The organism is Streptomyces cyaneofuscatus (genome assembly GCF_000718135.1).
Lineage (GTDB): Bacteria > Actinomycetota > Actinomycetes > Streptomycetales > Streptomycetaceae > Streptomyces > Streptomyces cyaneofuscatus.
Genome location: NZ_JOEM01000001.1, coordinates 266,469 through 286,489, shown reverse-complemented (window position 1 = coordinate 286,489; position 20,021 = coordinate 266,469). Strand labels below are relative to the sequence as shown.

The window sequence follows — 20,021 nt, the reverse complement described above, 5'->3', positions numbered from 1 at the left end:
GGGACGGGCTGAGCCGGTACGGCCGTCTGCACCAAACCCAGGGGTCTGCGGTAGTAAGCGATAAATGGTGGGTATGGGCTGTTTAGTCCCCATTTACCTGTGGGGTGAGCCCGTGGCCGGCCCTGGGAAGTGATCGGCGTGATCGATACCGAAGGCGACTGTGCCGAGTGGAGCTTCCCGGCCGAACCGGGTTCCGTGCGCAGCGCCCGGCACGCCGTCCGCGACGCCCTGGACTGCTGGGGCCTGGACGTGGCGGTCGGCGACCTGACCGTTCTGCTGGTCAGCGAGCTGGTCACCAACTCCCTCCGGTACGCCTCCGGCCCCATCGGCGTACGGCTGGAACGCTCGCACCCGGACGCCGGGAGCAACGGGTCCGGCGAGCTGACCGGAGACTTCTCCACCGACCTCCGGCTCGACACCGACCGCCCTCCCGCCACCCCGGGACTCCTGGTGGAAGTCTCCGATCCGCTTCCGGATCCACCCACCGAACGCAGTGCGGGACCCGACGACGAGGGCGGCCGCGGACTGCAGCTCGTGGCTTGTTCCGCACGCCGCTGGGGGACTCGCCGCGGAAAAAGCGGCAAGACGGTGTGGTTCGAGCTCGCTCTCCCTGGTTAGGAGTGGGGAGGGACGCACAGCGATCACCAGAGGTCGGGCAAGACCTGGCTGAAAGGGACTGAGACCTTGCTGTGATCGTGAACGCCGTGTCGGTCGGGGCCGTAGTGCTGAATACTGCGGGCAGGACCGGTCCGGTGTGTGAGCTGGAGGGGACGGTCGCGTGAGCGAAATACCTGGGACAACGGGCGACGTCGTGTGGCAGAGCAGTCCGCCCGGCTCGATCTACGACTACATCAGGGTCGCCTCCTTCTCGATCGGGGCCGACGGTCTGATCGAGCAGTGGAGCCGCCGGGCCGCCGGCCTCTTCGGCATGGCCGCCGACGAGGCGATAGGCCGTGACCCGGTCGAGGCCTTCATGCCCGCCGAGCTGCGCTCGGACGGCCACCGGAGAGTCGGCGAGATCCTCGACGGCAAGGAGTGGACGGGCCTCGTCCCGTTCCGGATGCCGGGCGAGGGCGGGGCGCACGGGCTCGCCGAGGTCTATGTGATGCCCAGTGAGACGGCGGACGGTGAGCGGGCCGCACTCTGCATCGTCGTGGACGTCCGGGCGTTGCGGAGGATCGAGACGGACCTCGCCGCCTCGCAGGCCATATTCGGCCAATCTCCCTTCGGCTTCGTGCTGTTCGGTACGGACTTCACCGTCGTCCGCGCCAACCAGCGTTTCGCCACCGTCTTCGGCGGCGCCGCCGACGACCACCGGGGCCGCACGGTCGACGACTACCTCCCCGGCCCGGAGGCCGACCGGCTGGCCGCCACGCTCAAACGCGTCCTGGAGACCGGCGAGTCCGTCACCGACCTCCAGCTGGTCGGCCCCACCCCCGGCGGGACCGGCCGCCGCCACTGGTCCATGAACCTCTACCGGGTGCACAGCGGAGCCGGCCGCCCCGTCGGCGTCGCGGGCCTCGCCACCGACGTCACCCGCCGCCACATCGCCGCCCGCGAGGCCGCCAGCGCCCGCCGCAACCTGGCCCTCCTCAACGAGGCCAGCGCCCGCATCGGCAACTCCCTCGACCTGGAGACCACCGCCCGCGAACTCCTCGACGTGGCCGTCCCGGGCTTCTGCGACCTGGCCACCGTCGACCTCTACCAGGGCCTCCTCACCGGCGAGGAGGCCGCGCCCGGCTCCTGGGCGCCCGCCCACCGCGAGTCCGCCGGCGGTTCGGCGGAGCTGCGCCGGGTCGCCCACGCCAGCGCCGTCGCCGACGCCCTGCCGACCGCCGTGGCGGGCAGCGGCGCACCGGGCCCCGACGACCTGCCGCCCCCGCTCGGCTCCGTCCACCGCTTCCCGTTCGGCTCGCCCTGCGCGATCGCCCTGCGCTCGGGCCACGTCGAGGCGGTGCCCGGCGACGACATGGGGTTCGTGCAGTCGACGCTCGCCGTGCCGATGGTCGCCCACGACACCGTCGTCGGCCTCGTCCAGTTCTCCCGTACGAAGGGGAGCGAGCCCTTCGGGGAGCGGGACCGGGTCCTCGCCACGGAGCTGGCCGCCCGCGCCGCCGTCTGTATCGACAACGCCCGCCTCTACCGCCGCGAGCACGAACGCGCCCTGATCCTCCAGCGCAGCCTGCTGCCCCCCGGCGACCCCGAGGCCGCCGGGCTCGACATCGCCTGCCGCTACCTCCCCGGCAACACCGCCACCGAGGTCGGCGGCGACTGGTTCGACGTCATCGAGCTGCCGGGCCACCGCACCGCCCTGGTCGTCGGCGACGTCATGGGCCGGGGCCTGCGGGCCGCCGTCGCCATGGGCGAACTCCGCACCGCCGTCAGGACGCTGGCCCTCCTCGACCTGGAGCCCGCCGAGGTGCTCTCCGCCCTGGACGAGGTCGCACGCGGCCTCGGCTCCCCGGGCGGCGGCGAGCGCAGCGAGGGGCTCGGCGGCAGCGGGGGAGCCCAGTGGCCCTCCCGCGCCGCGCAGAAGTCGCGGGAGGCCGACCTCTCCGAGGTGTACCTCGCCACCTGTGTGTACGCGGTCTACGACCCGGTCACCCGACGCTGTACGTTCGCCAACGCCGGGCACCTCCCCCCGGCCGTCGTCGAGCCCGGCCGGCCCGCCCGGCTCATCGACGTACCGCCGGGGATGCCGCTCGGCGTCGGCGGCGAACCGTTCGAGGAGGTGGAGGTGGAGCTCGCCGAGAACGCCCTGCTCACCCTCTACACCGACGGGCTCGTGGAATCCCGCGACCAGCCGCTCGACGAGGGCCTGGACGCCCTGCGCGCCGTGCTGACCGGACCGCAGATGCCGCTGGAGGACGCCTGCGACTTCGTCCTCTCCACGCTCGACACCCGGCACGGCGAGGACGACATCGCCCTGCTGATGGCCCGTATCCAAGGGCTGCCCGGGGAGGCGGTCGGGGACTGGACGCTGCCGCGCGAACCCCGCTCGGTGGGCCGCGCCCGCGAACTGGCCCGCTCCCAGCTCATGGCCTGGGACCTCGACGACCTGGTCGACACCACCGAACTCCTCGTCAGCGAGCTGGTCACCAACGCCCTGCGCTACGGCGAGGGCGAGATCCGGCTGCGGCTGCTGCGCGACCGCACCCTGGTCTGCGAGGTGTGGGACGCCGGACTCGTCCAGCCGCGCCGCCGCCGGGCCCGCGACACCGACGAGGGCGGGCGCGGGCTGCAACTGGTCGGCCTGCTCAGCGCGGCCTGGGGCTCGCGCCGCACCCCGCGCGGCAAGACCGTCTGGTTCGAACTGGCCCTGCCGACCGGGGCCCCGGCCGCCGAACTCTCCGTGGAGCAACTGCTGAGCATGTACTGAGCCCGTCGTTACGCGGAACCCGCCTTCAGGGCCGCCAGCCGGGCCTCCACCTCCGCGCTGGCGCCCAGGCTGTCCAGCTGCTCGAACTGCGCGTCCAGCGAGGAGGCGGCCAGCTCCTGCTTGCCCAGCGCCCGGGCCTCCTCGCGCCGCACCTTGTCCTCGAAGCGGCTCAGCTCGCTCGTCGGGTCCAGCACGTCGATGCTCTTCACGGCGTCCATCATCTGGTTCTGCGCCTGCGCCGACTTGGCGCGCGCCACCAGCTCGTCGCGCTTGGCCTTCAGCTCGGAGAGCTTGGCCTTCATCTGGTCCAGCCCCGTCCTGAGCTTGTCCACCACCTCGGTCTGGGAGGCGATCGTCGGCATGGCCGTCTTCGCCTCCTGCTCGGACTGGAGCTGACGGCCCAGCGCCACCTTGGCCAGGTTGTCGAACTTGTCGGCCTCCGCCCCCGACCCGGCCCCGCGCAGTTCGTCGGCCTTCCGGCTGGCCGCCAGCGCCTTGGAGCCCCACTCGGCCGCCGTCTCCACGTCCTCCTTGTGGTCCTGCTCCATCAGCCGCAGGTTGCCGATGGTGGCGGCGACCGCCTGCTCGGCCTCGGCGATGTTGCTGGTGTAGTCGCGGATCAGCTGGTCCAGCATCTTCTGCGGGTCCTCCGCCTGGTCCAGCAGGGCGTTGATGTTGGCCTTCGCCAGCTGGGTGACGCGGCCGAGGATGGTCTGCTTGGTCATGGCACGGCTCCTTGGGTGTCGGGACAGCTGAGATGCTGGGATGTGTGGGTTGTGCCGGTCGTTCAGAAGCGCCCGCCACCGCCCCGGCGCCCCCGCGTGCCGCCCCCGCCGAAACTGCCGGGCCCGCCGCCGAACCCCCCGGAGCGCCCGCCTCCGCCCCCGAACCCCCCACCGAAGCCGCCGCCCATGCCGCCCCGGCCACCCCCGCCGAACAGCCCGCCGAGGATGATCCCGCCGAGCACCGCCCCGCCCATCCCGCCGCCCCGCGATCCGCCGCCCCCGCCGAAGCCTCCCGGACCCCCCGGCCCCTGGAACCCGCGTACGTCCTGCTCGGCAAGGCCCTGTGCCTGCCGGGCCAGCGCGTCCGCCTGCTGCGCCTGAGCCAGGGCGCCCTGCGCGTCGCCGTCGGCCAGCTGCCGGGCCTGCTCCCACCGCCGCTGCGCCTCCGCCAGGCGGGTGCGGGCCGGGGCGCCGACCGCGCCCCGGTGGGTGGTGATGTAGTCGGTCGCCGCCGCGATCGCGGAGCGGGCGGTGAGCATCGCCTGGTCGAGGAGCGAGCGGGCCCGCCGGCCGCCCGCCTCCTGCTCCCGCGCCCCGGCGAGCGCCTCGTCCAGCGCCGCGTCGGCCTCCTCCATCCGGCGCAGCGCGTCGACCGGGTCGTACGGGCCTGCCGCCATCGCCTCCCGTACGTCGGTGAGTACGGCCTCCGCGCGGGCGATCCGGCCCCGCAGGTCGGCGGTGGAGGTGGCCTGGGTGGTGCCTTCGAGGAGGCCGCGCGCGTCGGCGAGGTCGGTCTCCGTCTCGGTGAGGGCGGCGGGCAGCTTCCCGGCCGCCTCGGCCAGCTCGGCCGCGCGCCGGTCCACCGAGTCGATGAGGGTGCCCGCCTGGCCGACCGCGCCCTCGGCGGCCCGGATGTAGACGGCGGCCCGCGCGTGGTCGGCGGTCCCGACCGCCTGGCGGGCCTGGTCCAGGGCGGAGCCGGCGAAGGCGAGCCGGTCCTCCGCCTGGTCGAGGTCGCCCGCGACAGGGGCGGCGGCCCCGTCCCCGTACCGCTCGCGCATCCCCGTGACCGTCGCCTCGGCCCCCGAGACGCGCCCGGTGAGCGTGGCGAACGTGGTCTCCAGGGTGGCCAGGGCCTCCGGGGCGTCGCGCTCCAGGGCGCGCAGCCGGTCGAAGTCCTCCGCCACCGCGTCGAGCCCCTCGTCGGCGGCCGTGCACCGGGCCAGGATCTCCTCCAGCATCCGGCGGCGGGTCGCGTCGTCCTCGGGGAAGGCGTCGTCGAGCTGCTGGCGCAACCGGAACGACCGGGTCAGCTCGTCCTTGGCCCGCGCGAGCGCCTTGGTGAAAGGTTTCGCCGCCTCCTCGCCGAACTGGGCGGTCGCGAAGCCGAGTTCCTCCTCGCTGGTGCGGACCGCGTCATCGGTGTCCACCAGCACCTGCTTCGCCCGCGCGTCCAGCTCCTCCAGCGGGACCGGCGCGTCCGCCGCCTCCTGGGGCCGCCCCCAGCCGGTCGCGGCCGGGGTGTTGCGGGTCGTGGAGCGCCGCTTGCGCCGGGTGAACGCGAACAGGGCGAGCGCCCCCGCGCCCCCGACGACGACCACCGGCAGGAGGAAGTCACCCGCACCGGAGGAGGGGCCGGACGCACCGGAGCCGGGGTCGGCCGGGCCCGGGGTGATGGCCGGGGCGGTCACCGGGCGTCCGTCCAGGACGGAGACATAGCCGTCCGCAGCCCCGATCGCCGCCCCTGCCCAGTCGTTCTCCCGCAGGGCCGGCTCGATCGCGGTGGACGCCACCTCGCGCAACTGCTCGTCGGTCAGCTCGGAGCCGGCGTCCACGGAGTAGGCGTACTGCCGGTCGTGGGTGGCGACGGAGAGCAGCACGTCGTCCTGGCCGAGCCCGTTGCGGTCGGCGGTCTCGTCGCTCCAGGTCTGCCCGGAGCGCCCGGAGAAATCGCGTACGTACACCACGAAGAGCTGGATGCGCCGCTCCGCGTACAGCCGGTCGAGGGCGTCCTCCACCGCGTCCGCACGGTCCTGGAGCGCGCCGACCCGGTCGGTGATCTGGCCGTCCCGGGAGAGCTCCACCGGGTCCTCCGCGCGGGCGTCCACCGCCGCGGGCCCGGCGAGCCAGCACACGGCGACGAGCGTGGCGAGCAGGCCGGTCAGCATGCCGCTGGGCAGGGCCCTGCCGGGTGCGGAGCTCCGGATACGGTCCACGGATGGCGTCACGTTGGTGAGGCTATGTCCGGCTTCCGGGGCCCGCGACCGGAGCTTCGGCGCCCCCGGCGGCGGCTCCGGCGGCGGCCCTCGGGCGGTCTGCGCTGTTCGAATGAAAGGGCGGGGCGGTCCGCGCGTCCGGAGCGGGAAGGCACGGTCTCCCTCACCGAATGGGCAAACCTAGAGAAAAATGCACAAAACGTTCCTACGTTTTACAGGTGACCGGCCGCCGAAGCGAAGTCCGGAGGATCCCCATGAACGGCCTTCAGCTCTCCGTCGTCGTGCCGTGCTTCAACGAGGCCGAGGTGCTCGACACCTTCCACACCGCCCTGCTCACCGTCCTCGAATCCACCGGCATCCCCTTCGAGATCTGCTACGTGGACGACGGCAGCGGCGACGCCACCCGCCGGCTCCTCGCCGCCCTCGCCCTGCGCGACGAGCGCGTCCACTACACCGCCTTCAGCCGCAACTTCGGCAAGGAGGCCGCCATGCTCGCCGGTCTGCGCATGTCGCGCGGCGCGGCGGTGGTCATCATGGACGCCGACCTCCAGCACCCGCCCGAGCTGATCCCCCGCATGCTCGAACTGCACCGGCACGGCTACGACCAGGTCATCCCGCGCCGCGACCGGGCGGGCGAGGGCGTGGTGCGCTCGACACTCAGCCACACGTACTACGCCCTGGTGCGGCGGTGCATGGACGTCGAGCTGATCGACGGCTCGGGCGACTTCCGGCTGCTGTCGCGGCGGGCCGTGGAGAGCGTCCTCTCCCTCCCCGAGAGCAACCGCTTCTCCAAGGGGATCTTCTCCTGGATCGGCTTCGACACCGTCAGCTTCCGCTACCGCAACAGCGAGCGCGTGGCGGGCCGGTCGAAGTGGGGGAGCAGACGGCTGCTGAACTACGGCATCGACGGCCTGCTCTCCTTCAACAACCGTCCCCTCCGCCTCGCCATCTACACCGGCTTCTGGGTCTTCGTCTCCGCCCTGGCGTACGCGCTGTGGACGGTGATCACCGTCGTCCTGCACGGTGCGGACACCCCGGGGTACGCGACCCTCCTCACCGCCGTCGTCGCGCTGAGCGGCATCCAGCTGGTCACCCTCGGCGTCATCGGGGAGTACGTGGGCCGCATCTACCACGAGGCGAAGCACCGCCCGCCCTATGTGGTGCGGGAGACCGACGTGACGTCCCGGACCCGGCCGGAGCGCCGGCTGCCGACCGGCCCCCTGGTCATCGGGGAGCCGGGGGAGCCCGCCGCTCAGGAGAGGCACGGCACCCGGTCCCGTACGGCACGCCAGTTCGGCAGCTTCGTCCTCATCGGCTGCGTCAACACCGCCGTCTACCTGGGCGTCTACGCCTCACTGAACCGCTGGATCCCCTACCTCGCGGCCCATGTGCTGGGCTACGCGGTCGGCATCGTCTGCTCGTTCCTCCTCAACTCCTACGTGACCTGCCGGACGAAGCCGACCTGGCACGCGTTCGTCCGCTATCCGGTCTCCACCCTGGTCAACCTGGTGGCGTCCGGAGCACTGCTCTACGGCGCGGTCAGTGGTCTCGGCATGGACAAGAACCTCGCCGCGCTGGCGGCCGGCGTCATCGTCACGCCGGTCTCGTTCCTGCTGGCCCGGTGGGCGATCATGTCGGGCCGCCCCGCCGAGGTCTCCGTACCGGAGCGGGCGACGCGGGCCCTGCCCGGCGGAGGCCCGGTGCCGGAGGTGCCCCTCTCCGTCCGGACCTCCGCGCGCTCCTCCGAGGACCGGTGAACAGGTAAACAGCTAAATAGGTGAACAGGTAAACAGGTGAACAAAGGATCGTGATGACCGACGGTGCCCGGGAAACTGCTGTGTCGGACGACCCGGCGGGGAGCGGGCGAGCCCCGCAGAGGGGGCGAGCCCCGGGGAGGAGACCGGAACCCGGTCACGGGCCCCGGACCGCCCTCTGGGTGAGCGGCCTCGCGCTCCCGCCCCTCGCCCTGCTCGCCGCCGCCTCCTGGTTCGGCCGCTGGGTGCGGCCCAGCGCCGACGACTGGTGCTTCCTCCCCGCCGTACGGGACGACGGCATCACGGGCCTCGTCGGAAAGTTCTACTTCGACGACAACGGACGCGTCGCCAACGCGATGCTGGTCGGCGCCTACGCGAAGTTCCAGGTCGCCGGGCACCAGTGGTTCCCGGCAGTGAGCGGCCTCCTGATCCTCGCGGTCCTGTGGGCGGTGACGGTGGCGGCGCTGCGCCGGGGCGGAATCACCGTGCCGCGCGGGCTGCCGCTGCTGGTCGCGGCGATGGTGACCGCGCTCTTCCTGTTCGTCACGCCGAACACGTACAAGACGTTCTACTGGCCCGCCGCCTCGGTCTCCCACACCCTGCCACCGGTCCTGGCCTGCGCCGCCCTGATCCCGCTGCTGCTCGCCCGTACCCGCCGGGGCCGGGGGTTCGCCCTTGCCGTCGCGCTGCTCGCGGGCGCCTTCATCGCCACCCTCTCGGAGGAGACGGCGGTCGTGATGGTGCTGGTGCTGCTGGCCACGCTGCTCCTGAGCAGTCGTCTCATCCCGCCCTACGCCAGGGTGTTCGCACGTTGGTGGTGTGTGGCAGGTCTGGCCGGAACGTTGGCGGGTGGACTCGTCCTGATCACCTCACCCGGCTCGATCCGCCGCCGCGAACGGTTCGGGGCGGAGACGACGTCGCTGCTCGCCCCCGACTCGCTCGCCGCCTCCCTGCGGCACTTCGCGGAGATCACCGTCCAGACGGTCACGACGTGGCAGTACGTCGGCGCGGTCGCGGTCGGCGTCCTGCTGGGCCTCCTCGCCGAACGCCGGGACGGCCGTACGCCGCGCCCTCCGGCTCACTGGCCGCTGCTCGCCTGGACCGGCCTGCTGACCCTCCTGCTCTCGGGCTACCTGTGCACGGTGATCGCGTACCCGGTGTTCCAGGACCGGGTGAGCGACCCGAGCGCCAACCGGCTCTGGAACGACTACCTCCTGCTGTACGTGGTCCTCCTCACCGCGGCCGGGGCGCTCCTGGGTCTCGCGGTGCGGCAGCACGTACGGCGTACGGCCCCGGCGAAGGCCGTGTGCGCCGCGCTCTGCGTGCTGGTCTGCGCCGGCCCGGCCGTCTCGCTGCTCAACCTGGACACCGACATGCGGGCGAGGGCGGAGAAGTGGGACGCGCAGGACCGGCGGCTGAGGGAGGGGGCGGCGGACGGCGAGCGGGTGATGCCGTACGAACGGCTCGTCGTCAGCGCCATGCTGGAGCCGTTCGGCCGGGGCGGCGCCACCTACTGGCCGGGCGGGTGCGTGGCGGACTTCTACGGGCTGGAGCGGGTGACGGACGGGGCGCGGACGCGCTGAGCGCGGATTCCTGACGGATGATCACCTCACTGGCACCGGTTTCGCCCGGTGGGCTACGTTGGCGGCGATGACCACCGGGACGGCCTCGCGCCACTCACCGAACGGCTACCCGGCGCCGCTCTGAGCGCCGCGCGGGCCCCGCCTCCTGTCGTGCCGACCGCAGCTCACGACGTCAGCCACGACAGGAGAGAACGCATGCCCATCCAGACCAGGACTCTGCACATCCCCACCGCGGAGGGCCGGGCCGACGCCTTCGCCGCCTTCCCCGACACCGAGGGCCGGCACCCAGGGGTGCTGATGTATCCGGACGGCTTCGGTATCCGGCCCGTACTGCGGGAGCTGGCCGCCGAACTGGCCGGGCACGGGTACTACGTGCTCGTCCCCAACGTCTTCCACCGGCACGGCCCCACGCCGGTGATCGACCTCCCCGCGTACATCGGGGGCGAGGAACGGTCCGCCGTCCTCGACCGGCTGATGCCCCTGATCCGGGAGCACACCGCCGAACGCACCCTGCGTGACGCCGACGCCTTCCTCCGGTTCCTCGCCACCCGGTCCGAGGTCGCCGCCGGACCGGTCGCGGTCACCGGCTACTGCTTCGGCGGCCTCCTGGCGGTGCGCACCGCGGCGGCCCACCCCGACCAGGTGGCCGCCCTCGCCGCGTTCCACGCCCCCGTGGGCGCCGACGGGCCCGACGCCCTCGCCGGGATCACCGCCCGGGCCCACTTCGGCCACGCCGCGAGCGACCTGACGCCCGAGGCCCTGCGCGAGCTGAACAAGACCCTGGACGCGGCGGGCGTCGACCACACCTCCGAGATCTACCCCGGCACCGTCCACGGGTTCACCATGTCCGACACCGACGCCTTCGACCCCGCCGGGCTGAAGCTGCACTGGGACCGCCTGCTCCCCCTCCTCGGCCGCACCCGGGAAAGCAGCTGACCACGCGTCACCGTCCCCGGACGCTGTTGAGGCGGGCCGCCTGGCGGGTCAGGTGGTCGCGTTCGGCGAGGTTCGGGGCCTTGCGGGCGGCCTCGGCGTAGAGCTGGGCCGCCCGCTCCAGGTCGCCGTCGCGCTCGTGGAGGTACGCCGCCACCGCCGCGTACCGGGGCAGCGCGCCGTCCAGCTCCGCGAGGGCGGCGAGCCCGGCGCGCGGCCCGTCCGCCTCACCGAGGGCCACGGCGCGGTTGAGCCGGACGACCGGGCTGTCGGTCAGGCCCGCGAGCTCGTCGTACCACTCGACGATCTGCACCCAGTCGGTCTCCGAGGCGGTCGTCGCGTCGGCGTGGAGCGCGGCGACGGCGGCCTGGGCCTGGTACTCGCCCAGCCGGTCCCGGGCGAGGGCCGCCTGGAGGATCCGGACCCCCTCGGCGATCGCGGTGGTGTCCCACAGCGCCCGGTCCTGCTCGGCGAGCGGCACCAGGCTGCCGTCGGGCGCGGTGCGGGCGGCGCGCCGGGCGTGGTGGAGCAGCATGAGGGCGAGGAGCCCCGCCACCTCCGGGTGGTCGATCGCGGCCGCGAGCTGCCGGGTCAGCCGGATGGCCTCGGCGGCGAGGTCGAGGTCGCCGGAGTAGCCCTCGTTGAAGACCAGGTAGAGGACGCGCAGCACGGTGGAGACATCGCCGGGCCGGTCGAACGGCACACCGGAGACCGTGCGCTTGGCCCGGCTGATGCGCTGGGCCATGGTCGCCTCGGGCACCAGGTAGGCCTGGGCGATCTGGCGGGTGGTCAGCCCGCCGATGGCGCGCAGGGTGAGCGCGACGGCGGACGAGGGCGTCAGGGAGGGGTGGGCGCAGAGGAAGTAGAGCTGGAGGGTGTCGTCGGTGCCGGGTACGGGACCGGGCGCCGGCACCTCCTCCACGACGTCCTCGCGCCGGCGCCGGGCGGCATCGGCCCGGGTCGCGTCGAGGAACCGCCGCCAGGCCACGGTGACCAGCCACGCCTTCGGGTCGCGCGGAGGACCGTCGGGCCAGACCCGGACCGCCTCGATCAGCGCCTCCTGTACGGCGTCCTCGGCCGCCGCGAAGTCGGCTCCGCGGCGGACGAGGACCCCGAGCACGCCCGGGACGATGCTCCGGAGCAGCACCTCGTCCACGGGCATGGGCATGGGCATCGGCATCGCTGAGGTCACTCCGCGATGGTGGGCGGCGCGGTGAGGAACGGGCGGAGCTCCAGCCACTCGTGGATCGGCTTGCCGCCCGCGCCCGGGGCGGCCGACAGCTCACCGGCCAGCTCGACGGCACGCTCGTACGAGTCCACGTCGATGATCATCCACCCGGCGATCAGGTCCTTGGTCTCGGCGAACGGCCCGTCGGTGACCGGCGGCCGCCCCTCCCCGTCGTACCGGACCCACGCCCCCTCGGGCGCGAGCGCCTGCCCGTCGACGAACTCCCCGCTCTTCTCCAGCCGGGCGGCGAAGTCGTTCATGTACTGGATGTGCGCGGAGACCTCTTCCGGCGTCCAGCGGTCCATGGGAACGTCGTTGACGGCCTCGGGGGCGCCGCGGTAGTGCTTGAGCATCAGGTACTTGGCCATGGGGTTCTCCTCGGTGCGGGGCGACCCGTTATGGCCGCCTTCACCCGGGAGACGGAGCGGGACGCGGGTTCTCGACATGGTCGCTGAATCTCTTCGCGGATTTCTTCAGCGGGCCAGGAGTGTCGGGCGATTCCCGGAGGTCCGGGTGCGGCCTTCGGGGCAGGTCGGAGGCCCCTGCCGTCTTCTCTTCGCCTCTCCTGGAGAATCACGGCAACGCCACATCGCGTGAACCGAGATTTCATGAACGGAAAGGAGGGGCCGGATGCCAGGAAGACGCTGGTGGCTGCTCATCGTCCTGATCGAGACGCTCATCTTCTGCACCATCGGCTACAACCTCAATGGTGGTACACCGAGCATCCCTTGGGCTCTTGCGGGCCTGGCCTGCGGCGGGCTCACGGTCCTGGTGATCATCGAAGCCCAGAAGAAGCAGAGCGGCCGGACGAAGTAGAGCGGCCGGACCAAGTAGAGCGGCCGGACGAAGCGGAGAAGGCGCGGTGCGGCCACCCTGACGCGCAGGGCGGCCGCACTGATGTGTCGGGTGGCGACAGAGCAGCTGGCATCCTGTTCGGACCGGCCGCCGTCACCTCCCGCACGGTCCGGATACCCGGATACTCAGTACCCGTAGATCATCTTGTAAGCGACCTCCGGCAGGAACTGCCCTGCCGCCGAACCGCCGCCGACCCCGCAGTTGCCGTCGGACTCCCCGGGGGTCTTCAGCCAGAGCAGCATCTCGGCGCCGCCGCCGCCACCGCCGCCCGTCTGACTGACGGCTCCGATCCGGCGTCCGCCCGGGTTGCACCACTGACCGTTGGAGCCGTTGCCGTTGCGGCTGGTGTCGACGACGTACGTCTTCGTGTAGCCGTACGACGAGGAGAGCGCCGAGTTGATGGCGTTGCCGTAGGCGGTGTTCTCGCCGGTGGTGAGGTAATTCGAGATGTTCAGCGAGAAGCCGTGCGCGTCGCGGGCACCGGCGCCGTCGAGGTGCTGGGCCATGGTGGCCGCGCCGATCCAGGCCGGGTTTCCGGCGTCCAGGTAGGTCCAGGTGTTGGGCGCGCGGTCGCGGAACTGGGCAAGGGCGCCCCGGAGCATCCCGTTGCGCTCAGCGATCTGGGCCTGGCTCAGGCAGCTGAAGTCGCCGAGCGAATCGGGCTCGATCACCACGAGTGCGGGGCGCGAGCCGATGGCCGAGGCGAAGGCGGAGATCCAGGACCGGTACGCGGCCGGGGTGCCCGCGCCACCGCCGGAGTGACCGCCGCAGGCGTCGCGGCCGGGGATGTTGTACGCGATGAGCACGGGCAGCTTGTCGGCGGCGTCGGCGGCACCCACGTACGAGCCGACCGCCGCCCCGATGTCCCCGCTCCAGGCGCCGAACCAGCGGGCCATGGGGCGGGATGCGATGTTGTCCCGGATGGCGGCGGCGCGCCCGTCACCGGGGTTGGCGGCGGCCCAGGCGGCGGGGCCGGAGGAGGGGTCGGTGTAGAAACCGCTGGTCATGCCGATGGGGCTCGCCTGGACCGAGGTGGTCGTGGCGCTGCCCGGGGCGGCGCTGAGTGGCAGGAGCAGACAGGCGAAGGCTGAGGCGGCGAGCGTACGAAGAAGTCGTCTCACGAGTGCGGCCCTTCTCTGGGAGCGCTCCCACTCGACGGCGGCCGAGCGGTGGGGGAGGGAGGCGCGGGGTGGGGGTGGGGGATGCGCGCGGTGGACCCTGGGTCCCCTCGGGGTCCGGGTCCGGGAACTGCCGCCGTCAGTCGAGACGGTGACAGGGTGGCACCTCGCTGTCAATGAGTCGGGCACGCCCCGGCGTTGGAGGCAGGCCTCCTTCCCGGGCGTTGCTGATGGGCATCTAGGGTGGCGGGTTATGCGGATGAAGCGTGTTGCGGTGACTGTCGGTGCGGCCTGTCTCCTGGTCAGCGGGTGCGGGGGAGGGGGCGACGAGGCCTCGGACAAGGCGGCGGCTCCGGCTCCCTCGCTCCTCTCGCAGAAGCTGACCCCGCCCGAGGGGAAGGTGCCGGAGTACCCGGAGGCGCCCGACGGCCTCCCGTTCACCGAGATCGTCGCCCACGAAATGGAGCGCAAGACGCTGAGCCTGGCCAACGCCACCGGGAAGCCGGCCGGGACATGTCCCGACGAGGTCAGCTCCAAGGCCGGGACGCAGGTGACCTGCACCGTCTCCTTCAAGGGCGTGGACGTCGAGTGGAACGTCACGATCGGGGACAAGGGCTGGTCCGACAGTGTCGTCGAGTATCAGGCCGTCCCGCAGACGGGCCTGCTCACGCGCGAAGGAGTGGCGCGGATCATCTTCGGCAACAACCACGAGATCGACTACGCCCTCTGCAACGACATCCCCGAGGCCATGGCCGTCCCTTTCGGTGAGACGACGTACGAGTGCGAGGAGGTCTGGAAGGGCAAGGAGCCGACCGGCTACAACCAGAAGGTGCATCTCACCGACGCCGGACCTCGCGTGTACTGAGCCCCTGCCCTCCTCGTTGCCCGGTCCTCGTCGTCCTCGTCGTCCTCGTTCCCCGGTCCTCGTCATGACATCTGTCATCGACGCCGGTGACAGCGCGCACCGCGCCGCCCCGCCCCGCCGTGGATAGCGTGGCCGAAAGGCCCCTATCCGACGGTGGGAAGAGACATGCCGAGCAAGCTGCTGATCGTCGAAGACCTGACCTTGCTGCTGATGGACGACGCCTCCGGCGCGATCCCGACGGCGGGCACGCTCTACTACACGCAGGGCGGTGCGGTCCTGGTGGAGCTGGGGCTCGCCGGTCATGTCCGGGTCGATGAGGGCGACCAGGGGCTGACCGGCATCCGCGTGCACGCCGTCGTCGGCCGGCCGCCGGAGGACCCGCTGCTGCGCGACGCGTACAAGAAGGTCTCCGAGAAGGTACGAGGCGTCCAGACGCTCCTGATCGAGATCGGCACCGGGCTGCGCGAGCCCGTGTTCGACCGGCTCGTCGAGCGGGGCACACTGCGCCGGGAGACGAAGAAGACGCTGGGCCTTTTCCGTACGACGTCGCACACGATCGCGGACAGCGCGTACAAGAAGGTGCTCCTGGAGCAGGTCCGGGCCGTCCTGATCGACGGCGCGGAACCCGATTCCCGTACGGCTTCGCTGATCGGCCTGCTCTCCGCGAGCGGGTCCCTGCCGAACCTGCACCGCACCGTCCCGTGGTCCGGCAAGGTCTACCACCGGGCGAAGGAGCTGGAGCGGGCCAGCTGGGGTGCGGAGGCGGTCAACGCCGCCGTGCTGCGGACCGTGGCGGCGATCGCGGCCGGGTCCGCGGCTGCCGTGAGCAGCTAGGAGGGCATCGGGTCCGGGTCGCTATCAGGTCCGGGTCGGTATCAGGGGTGTGCGACCAGAGGCGTACCCCCCATATGCCTCATAGTCTGACTTTTTCCGGCCATACGGCTAGGAAAATGGACGTAAGCGAGCAAGGGCGTTCCCCCGGCTCGCGGCAGACGAAGCGGATACCGGCAGAGGAGAGAAGCGAAGATGCGTGGCGTTCTGATAGGTGCCCTGGGTGGCGTGGTGGTTCTCGGCATCACGGCCGCGGTGGTCGTGCCCGAGGCCAGGGAGTGGTACGACGGCCGCCACGAGCAGACCTCCTCCTACGCCACCGGCAAGGCGGCGAAGGCCGACCGTGACTCCGTGCCCAGCTGGCTCCCCGACGGCGCCGCGTCCGTCGAGTACGCCATGCGCACCACCGGCGGCGAGCGCATCCTCAAGGCCACGCTCAACGGCGACCAGCTCCCCGGCTCCTGCGAGCCGCTCCGGGGGAAGAAGGCCCCGGACCCGGAGATCAGCGCCTCCTGGTTCCCCTCGGACCGGGCGGGCGAGGCGCGGGGCCGCTGCGGCTCCTACTACGTCTCGCTGGAGGACCACACGCTGTACGCCTGGCAGACGAACGGGGACTGGATGCAGGAGAACCGTCGGTCGTCCTCCGCGGAGTAGGACACCTCCCCCGGGCCCCCGGCTCCCGGGCCCCCGGCTCCCGGGCCCACCGGCTCCCGGGCCCACCGGCTCCCGGCCCTCCGGCTCCCGGCCCCTCCCGCCTCCGCGCGGCCGACGCATCCGAGGTCACCTGTGATCGCCTTCGTACCGACAGCAGTCTTCTTCCTCTGGTTCTGCTGGGGCGTCCGGCAGGACCGCCGGCAGTTCCGCAACGCGGTCCTGCTCGGACTGACCGTGCTGTGCCTGTCCTTCGCCCTGCTGACGCAGGTGGACCGGCTGCCGGGCAATCTGGCCGTCCTGGTGTACTCGCTGGTCTTCTTCGTGCCCGCGCTGGCGGTGGTGCTCCTGGGCGGTTTCCTCATCGGCAATGGACTGACCATGGTCCGCAAGGAGGGCCGCCGCCCGGCCAACCTCCTGTCGGGGCTGGCGGGTGTGGGCATCTTCGCCGTCCTGGCGCTGGTGCTCTCCGCCGACTACCTGGGAGGCTCGCGCGCGTACCAGTCGTTCCTCCTGGCTGTTGTGCTCGTCACCGGCTATGTGGCCTTCCTCTTCCTGTGCTTCCTCGCGTACGCCTTCCTGTACGGCCGTATCCGGGTGCGCGGCGACGTGGACTTCGTGGTGGTGCTGGGCTCGGGCCTCATCGGAGGCGAGCGGGTCCCCCCGCTGCTCGCCTCGCGGTTGCGGTCCGGCCTCGCCGTCCAGCGGAAGCAGGCGGACCGGGGTGCGGAGCCGCCGGTGCTGCTGGTCTCCGGCGGGCAGGGGCCGGACGAGAAGCTGCCCGAGGCGGAGGCGATGGGGCGCTGGCTGGTCGCGGAGGAGCCGACCCGGCGCTCGTCCGGCGGGAGTCGCGCTCCCGTACGACCACCGAGAACCTGCGCTTCAGCCGCCGGATGATGGAGGAGGCCGACGGCCGTTACGTCTGTGTCGTGGTGACCAACAACTTCCACGCGTTCCGGGCGGCGATGACCGCCCGCCGGGAAGGTGTGCGCGGCCAGGTGATCGGGTCGCCGACCGCCGCGTACTTCTGGCCGAGCGCCACCATCCGGGAGTTCGTCGCGGTGTTCTGGGAGAACCGGGTCGTCAACGGCGTCCTGTGCGGACTGCTGGTGGCCTTGGCGGTGGTGGTGGGGATGCGCTGGTAGCCGTCCCGACGGGGGGGGGAGAGAGAGACGGCGGTGTGCGGGCGTCCGGGCTTCTACGGACACGGCGGTACGCGGGTTCCTCCGGCCCGCCGACCGGAGGAACCCGCACGCCGTGACGGGTCTCAGATGCCGCAGCTGGGCGCCGACCAGAAGCGGCCGCTGCCGCCGGCGACGTGGGTGTGGTCGTTGTGGCCCGGGTAGCCCGGGCCGAGGATCTCGGTGAAGCCGTGGTTGCGCGCCGCCTGGGCGAGGGCGCAGAAGCCCTGCGGCCCGGCCCCGAGGTCTGCCGCGTGCCCGTACATGTGGCGGCTGTTGGCGGCGCCGCCGACCGCGCTGTTGCAGGAGACGCTGCGGAATCCGCCGTTGACGGTGATCGGCCGGTCGCCCATGGCGTGCCGCATGGCCTGGAGCTTCCACATGGTCACCAGGGCGTTGGCGCGCGCGGTGGCGGCGCTGACCTTGCCGCCGGACCAGTCGGAGTTGCAGCGGTTCAGCTCGGCGTAGGTGAAGTTGACCGGGGTGCAGTCGTTGTCCTGGAGCTGGTAGATCTTGTTGAAGGTCGCGGGACCCGCGATGCCGTCGGCGGCCAGCCCGTACGCCGCCTGGAAGCGGGTCACCGCCGCCTTGGTGGCCGGGCCGAACGCCCCGTCGATGGCGATTTGGTTTCCGGTGCCCGGGTAGCCGGCGACACGGATCTGGAGCTGGCGTACGGCCTCGCCGCTGGAACCCTCGCGGAGGGTGCCGCCCCAGGTGTAGCAGGCGTCGGCCGTTCCGATGTCGCCGGACGCGGTGGCTGTACGAGCCGTGGGGGCGGTGGGGGTGGCGGCGTCGGGGGACGCGGAGGCGGGGGAGACGCCGCCGAGGGCGAACGTCGCGCCCGCGAGGGTGGCGAGCAGGAATCCGATGGGGCGTGAGCGCATGAGAGTGCACCTCTTCGTCGTCAGGCTGTCCATGGGAGCGGGGGGTTCCGAGCCTGTTGTGCGGCACGCCCGTACGTCAAGTGCATGACAACTTTCTGCAAGTTCCTCGGATCCGTTCGTAGTTCGGACGCGGTGCGAGCCCGCGAGCTGTCCAGAACCTGCCAATCTCCATCCGTGACGGCCCGGGTGATCCTTTGGGTACTGATGCCACGGAACGGCTGTCGTCGTCCTCCTACTGCGAGTGCGAAGGAACCGCCTCCGCCCCGGCAACCGCCTCCGTCCACCGGAACCGCCTCCGCCCCGCCGCGCGCTGGGCACGGTGGGGCGGAGGCGGTGCAGGACCGGTCGGCCGTCGGTCAGACGGTGCCGAAGTCTCCGGCCCGGACGCCCGCGACGAAGCTGGAGAACGCGGCGGCGGGGAAGCCGAGCACCGGGCCGGCCGTGTTCTTCGAGTCGCGCACGGGGACGATGCCGGTGGCGGTCGCGGTGGCCGGGGCCCACTCGACGCAGGTGCCGCCGTTGTCGCTGTAGGAGGACTTGACCCACTGCTGGGTCGTCGGTTCGGTCGTCACGGGCTGCCCTTCCGATGCTGGTGGATCGAGTCCACGGAATCTGTCTGCGACAGAGACACGTTCTGCAACTGATGGTAGGCCCTCACCAGCGGAATGACAGAGCTGAGTTCGCGGTCCAAGTGCCCCTGCGTCTCGGACTCGACGTACGAGACCACGGACCGGTCCTGGAGGGTCAGCAGGTTCACCGCTCGGTTGAAGGGTCGGCGCTCGCCGATGCTGAAGGGGGCTAGCTGGAGCGTGGTGTGAGGCTGCGCGGCGAAGTCGATCAGATACTGCAACTGCGCCTTCATGACGTCCGGACTGCCGACCGGCCGGAGGATGCAGCTCTCGTCCAGCACGGCGATCAGCACGGGCGGCACGTCCCGCAGCAGCGCGGCCTGTCGCGTCATGAGGAACGCGACGCGTTCATCGGCCTGTTCAGGCGTGATGATCCCTCGGTCGACCGCTCCGTCGGCCAGTGCCTGCGCGTACTCGCGCGTCTGCAACAGACCGGGAACGACGCCCACCTCGAACAGCCTGATCTCCGCCGCCCGGCCCTCCAGGTCCAGGTACTCGGGGAAGCCCTGCAACAGCACCCCGTGCTCGATCCTCTGCCACTCGCGCTCGAACGACTCCGCCGCTCCCACGAACCCCAGTGCGACATCAACAGCGATCGAGAATTTGCGAGTTGGGGACTTGTGACAAGTTTCCACCCCGGATACATGGCGCCCGGTGTACCCGATCCGCCCGGCGAGGTCGTCCTGCCTCCACCCCCGCGCCTCGCGCTCACCGCGCAGGCGCGCTCCGTAGGCCGCTTCCGGGCTGGCGTCCGGGTTCAATGGCTTGAGGTTGACCAACGTTCTCTCCACCCCTGAAACGTTGAAGGTGATCCAGCGTTAGGACACGCTGAGCCGCCCCGGTAGTCATTCAGCTACAGAGAGGAACTATCGGTGTACGGCGAGAACGCGCGTCCGAATACCCAGGAGCCTCCTGAACTCCCCGCGCCCGGCGCGCTCTTGGTCGATATGAGTCGCGGTGACCGCGTGGGTGAGTTCCGAGGCGTCGCCGGCCCGCGCTGGTCCCTCCGCCCCGTGGGCGGCGGCATCGAGTGGGAGGCCGAGCCCCGCCATGTACGCCCCGCCCTCCTGATAGAGCAACTCCGGGCCCGTACCGCACGCCTCAACGCCCGTAGCCGGGGTGAGGTGCTGTGAGGGCACCCGGCAGGCCAACTCCCGTGCGGCGCACATGCTTCCGGGTGACCCGCCCG

Annotated in this window: 18 protein-coding genes and 1 pseudogene; 11 read left to right on the top strand and 8 right to left on the bottom strand. The window is 71.9% G+C overall.

Annotated features, from left to right (window positions below; all coding sequences use genetic code 11):
- The first annotated feature begins 129 nt into the window (after positions 1-129).
- Both IF17_RS0101385 and IF17_RS0101380 read left to right on the top strand, forming a co-directional pair.
- Entirely contained in the window at positions 130-618 is a 489-nt protein-coding gene (locus tag IF17_RS0101385; protein WP_030561259.1) for an ATP-binding protein, read from the top strand.
- 193 nt (positions 619-811) lie between these two features.
- Positions 812-3,379, top strand: coding sequence for a SpoIIE family protein phosphatase (locus IF17_RS0101380; RefSeq protein WP_179115455.1), 2,568 nt, complete (start codon positions 812-814; stop codon positions 3,377-3,379).
- A gap of 8 nt (positions 3,380-3,387) precedes the next feature.
- Here IF17_RS0101380 and IF17_RS0101375 read toward each other — a convergent pair whose 3' ends face one another.
- Both IF17_RS0101375 and IF17_RS0101370 read right to left on the bottom strand, forming a co-directional pair.
- The gene (locus IF17_RS0101375) at positions 3,388-4,104 is read right to left on the bottom strand and encodes a PspA/IM30 family protein (RefSeq protein WP_030561256.1); all 717 of its coding nucleotides are present in this window, start codon (positions 4,102-4,104) and stop codon (positions 3,388-3,390) included.
- Positions 4,105-4,166: 62 nt separating this feature from the next.
- Positions 4,167-6,272 carry a TPM domain-containing protein gene (locus IF17_RS0101370; protein WP_030561255.1) on the bottom strand — a complete coding sequence of 702 codons (2,106 nt, stop codon included), beginning with the start codon at positions 6,270-6,272 and terminating at the stop codon, positions 4,167-4,169.
- A gap of 302 nt (positions 6,273-6,574) precedes the next feature.
- On the opposite strand from IF17_RS0101370, the gene IF17_RS0101365 reads away from it, so the two are divergent.
- From IF17_RS0101365 to IF17_RS0101355, 3 genes are all read left to right on the top strand, one after another.
- On the top strand, positions 6,575-8,077 hold the full coding sequence (locus tag IF17_RS0101365) for a glycosyltransferase (RefSeq protein WP_030561254.1): 1,503 nt from the start codon (positions 6,575-6,577) through the stop codon (positions 8,075-8,077).
- Between the two features lie 53 nt (positions 8,078-8,130).
- A complete protein-coding gene (locus IF17_RS0101360; RefSeq protein ID WP_030561253.1) occupies positions 8,131-9,657 on the top strand; it encodes a DUF6056 family protein in 1,527 nt (508 codons plus the stop codon).
- Between the two features lie 195 nt (positions 9,658-9,852).
- Positions 9,853-10,593 (top strand): dienelactone hydrolase family protein, encoded by a 741-nt coding sequence (locus IF17_RS0101355; protein WP_030561252.1) that lies wholly within the window; start codon positions 9,853-9,855, stop codon positions 10,591-10,593.
- Between the two features lie 7 nt (positions 10,594-10,600).
- Here IF17_RS0101355 and IF17_RS0101350 read toward each other — a convergent pair whose 3' ends face one another.
- Positions 10,601-11,758, bottom strand: coding sequence for an RNA polymerase sigma factor (locus IF17_RS0101350; RefSeq protein ID WP_030561251.1), 1,158 nt, complete (start codon positions 11,756-11,758; stop codon positions 10,601-10,603).
- A gap of 20 nt (positions 11,759-11,778) precedes the next feature.
- A complete protein-coding gene (locus IF17_RS0101345) occupies positions 11,779-12,186 on the bottom strand; it encodes a YciI family protein (RefSeq protein WP_030561250.1) in 408 nt (135 codons plus the stop codon).
- A gap of 262 nt (positions 12,187-12,448) precedes the next feature.
- Here IF17_RS0101345 and IF17_RS0101340 point away from each other — a divergent pair, with 262 nt between their 5' ends.
- Complete coding sequence (locus tag IF17_RS0101340; protein ID WP_030561249.1) at positions 12,449-12,634, top strand: hypothetical protein; 186 nt, start codon at positions 12,449-12,451, stop codon at positions 12,632-12,634.
- A 164-nt stretch (positions 12,635-12,798) separates the two neighbouring features.
- On the opposite strand, the gene IF17_RS0101335 is transcribed toward IF17_RS0101340, so the two are convergent.
- Complete coding sequence (locus IF17_RS0101335; RefSeq protein ID WP_030561248.1) at positions 12,799-13,794, bottom strand: glycoside hydrolase family 6 protein; 996 nt, start codon at positions 13,792-13,794, stop codon at positions 12,799-12,801.
- Between the two features lie 271 nt (positions 13,795-14,065).
- Here IF17_RS0101335 and IF17_RS0101330 point away from each other — a divergent pair, with 271 nt between their 5' ends.
- The 4 genes and pseudogenes from IF17_RS0101330 (at position 14,066) to IF17_RS01000000136060 (ending at position 17,283) form a co-directional block, all read left to right on the top strand.
- A complete protein-coding gene (locus tag IF17_RS0101330; protein ID WP_244890401.1) occupies positions 14,066-14,656 on the top strand; it encodes a hypothetical protein in 591 nt (196 codons plus the stop codon).
- Between the two features lie 165 nt (positions 14,657-14,821).
- Complete coding sequence (locus IF17_RS0101325) at positions 14,822-15,490, top strand: GOLPH3/VPS74 family protein (RefSeq protein ID WP_030561246.1); 669 nt, start codon at positions 14,822-14,824, stop codon at positions 15,488-15,490.
- Positions 15,491-15,682: 192 nt separating this feature from the next.
- Positions 15,683-16,141, top strand: a complete 459-nt coding sequence (locus tag IF17_RS0101320) for a hypothetical protein (RefSeq protein ID WP_030561245.1) — start codon at positions 15,683-15,685, stop codon at positions 16,139-16,141.
- 132 nt (positions 16,142-16,273) lie between these two features.
- Positions 16,274-17,283 (top strand): annotated as a pseudogene (locus tag IF17_RS01000000136060) (YdcF family protein).
- Positions 17,284-17,405: 122 nt separating this feature from the next.
- Here IF17_RS01000000136060 and IF17_RS0101310 read toward each other — a convergent pair.
- The 3 genes from IF17_RS0101310 to IF17_RS0101300 all read right to left on the bottom strand — a co-directional run bounded on the left by IF17_RS0101310 (position 17,406) and on the right by IF17_RS0101300 (position 19,611).
- Positions 17,406-18,203: a D-Ala-D-Ala carboxypeptidase family metallohydrolase gene (locus IF17_RS0101310; protein WP_030561244.1), complete on the bottom strand. Its 798-nt coding sequence runs from the start codon at positions 18,201-18,203 to the stop codon at positions 17,406-17,408.
- Between the two features lie 356 nt (positions 18,204-18,559).
- Positions 18,560-18,775 (bottom strand): DUF397 domain-containing protein, encoded by a 216-nt coding sequence (locus tag IF17_RS0101305; RefSeq protein ID WP_030561243.1) that lies wholly within the window; start codon positions 18,773-18,775, stop codon positions 18,560-18,562.
- Positions 18,772-19,611 carry a helix-turn-helix domain-containing protein gene (locus tag IF17_RS0101300; protein ID WP_030561242.1) on the bottom strand — a complete coding sequence of 280 codons (840 nt, stop codon included), beginning with the start codon at positions 19,609-19,611 and terminating at the stop codon, positions 18,772-18,774. The genes IF17_RS0101305 and IF17_RS0101300 overlap by 4 nt, the downstream gene beginning before the upstream one ends.
- Positions 19,612-19,704: 93 nt before the next feature.
- Between IF17_RS0101300 and IF17_RS1000000137445 the strand changes: the two genes are divergently transcribed.
- Positions 19,705-19,965 carry a hypothetical protein gene (locus IF17_RS1000000137445; protein ID WP_032771588.1) on the top strand — a complete coding sequence of 87 codons (261 nt, stop codon included), beginning with the start codon at positions 19,705-19,707 and terminating at the stop codon, positions 19,963-19,965.
- The last annotated feature ends 56 nt before the right edge of the window (positions 19,966-20,021 follow it).

What these genes read in the sequence shown, in the direction of transcription:
- IF17_RS0101350 (WP_030561251.1), bottom strand. Translation starts at nt 11,758, where the DNA reads ATGCCCATGCCCGTGGACGAGGTGCTGCTCCGGAGCATCGTCCCGGGC.
- IF17_RS0101310 (WP_030561244.1), bottom strand. Translation starts at nt 18,203, where the DNA reads ATGCGCTCACGCCCCATCGGATTCCTGCTCGCCACCCTCGCGGGCGCG.
- IF17_RS0101370 (WP_030561255.1), bottom strand. Translation starts at nt 6,272, where the DNA reads ATGCTGACCGGCCTGCTCGCCACGCTCGTCGCCGTGTGCTGGCTCGCC.
- IF17_RS0101345 (WP_030561250.1), bottom strand. Translation starts at nt 12,186, where the DNA reads ATGGCCAAGTACCTGATGCTCAAGCACTACCGCGGCGCCCCCGAGGCC.
- IF17_RS0101355 (WP_030561252.1), top strand. Translation starts at nt 9,853, where the DNA reads ATGCCCATCCAGACCAGGACTCTGCACATCCCCACCGCGGAGGGCCGG.
- IF17_RS0101360 (WP_030561253.1), top strand. Translation starts at nt 8,131, where the DNA reads ATGACCGACGGTGCCCGGGAAACTGCTGTGTCGGACGACCCGGCGGGG.
- IF17_RS0101365 (WP_030561254.1), top strand. Translation starts at nt 6,575, where the DNA reads ATGAACGGCCTTCAGCTCTCCGTCGTCGTGCCGTGCTTCAACGAGGCC.
- IF17_RS0101320 (WP_030561245.1), top strand. Translation starts at nt 15,683, where the DNA reads ATGCGTGGCGTTCTGATAGGTGCCCTGGGTGGCGTGGTGGTTCTCGGC.
- IF17_RS0101340 (WP_030561249.1), top strand. Translation starts at nt 12,449, where the DNA reads ATGCCAGGAAGACGCTGGTGGCTGCTCATCGTCCTGATCGAGACGCTC.
- IF17_RS0101375 (WP_030561256.1), bottom strand. Translation starts at nt 4,104, where the DNA reads ATGACCAAGCAGACCATCCTCGGCCGCGTCACCCAGCTGGCGAAGGCC.
- IF17_RS0101325 (WP_030561246.1), top strand. Translation starts at nt 14,822, where the DNA reads ATGCCGAGCAAGCTGCTGATCGTCGAAGACCTGACCTTGCTGCTGATG.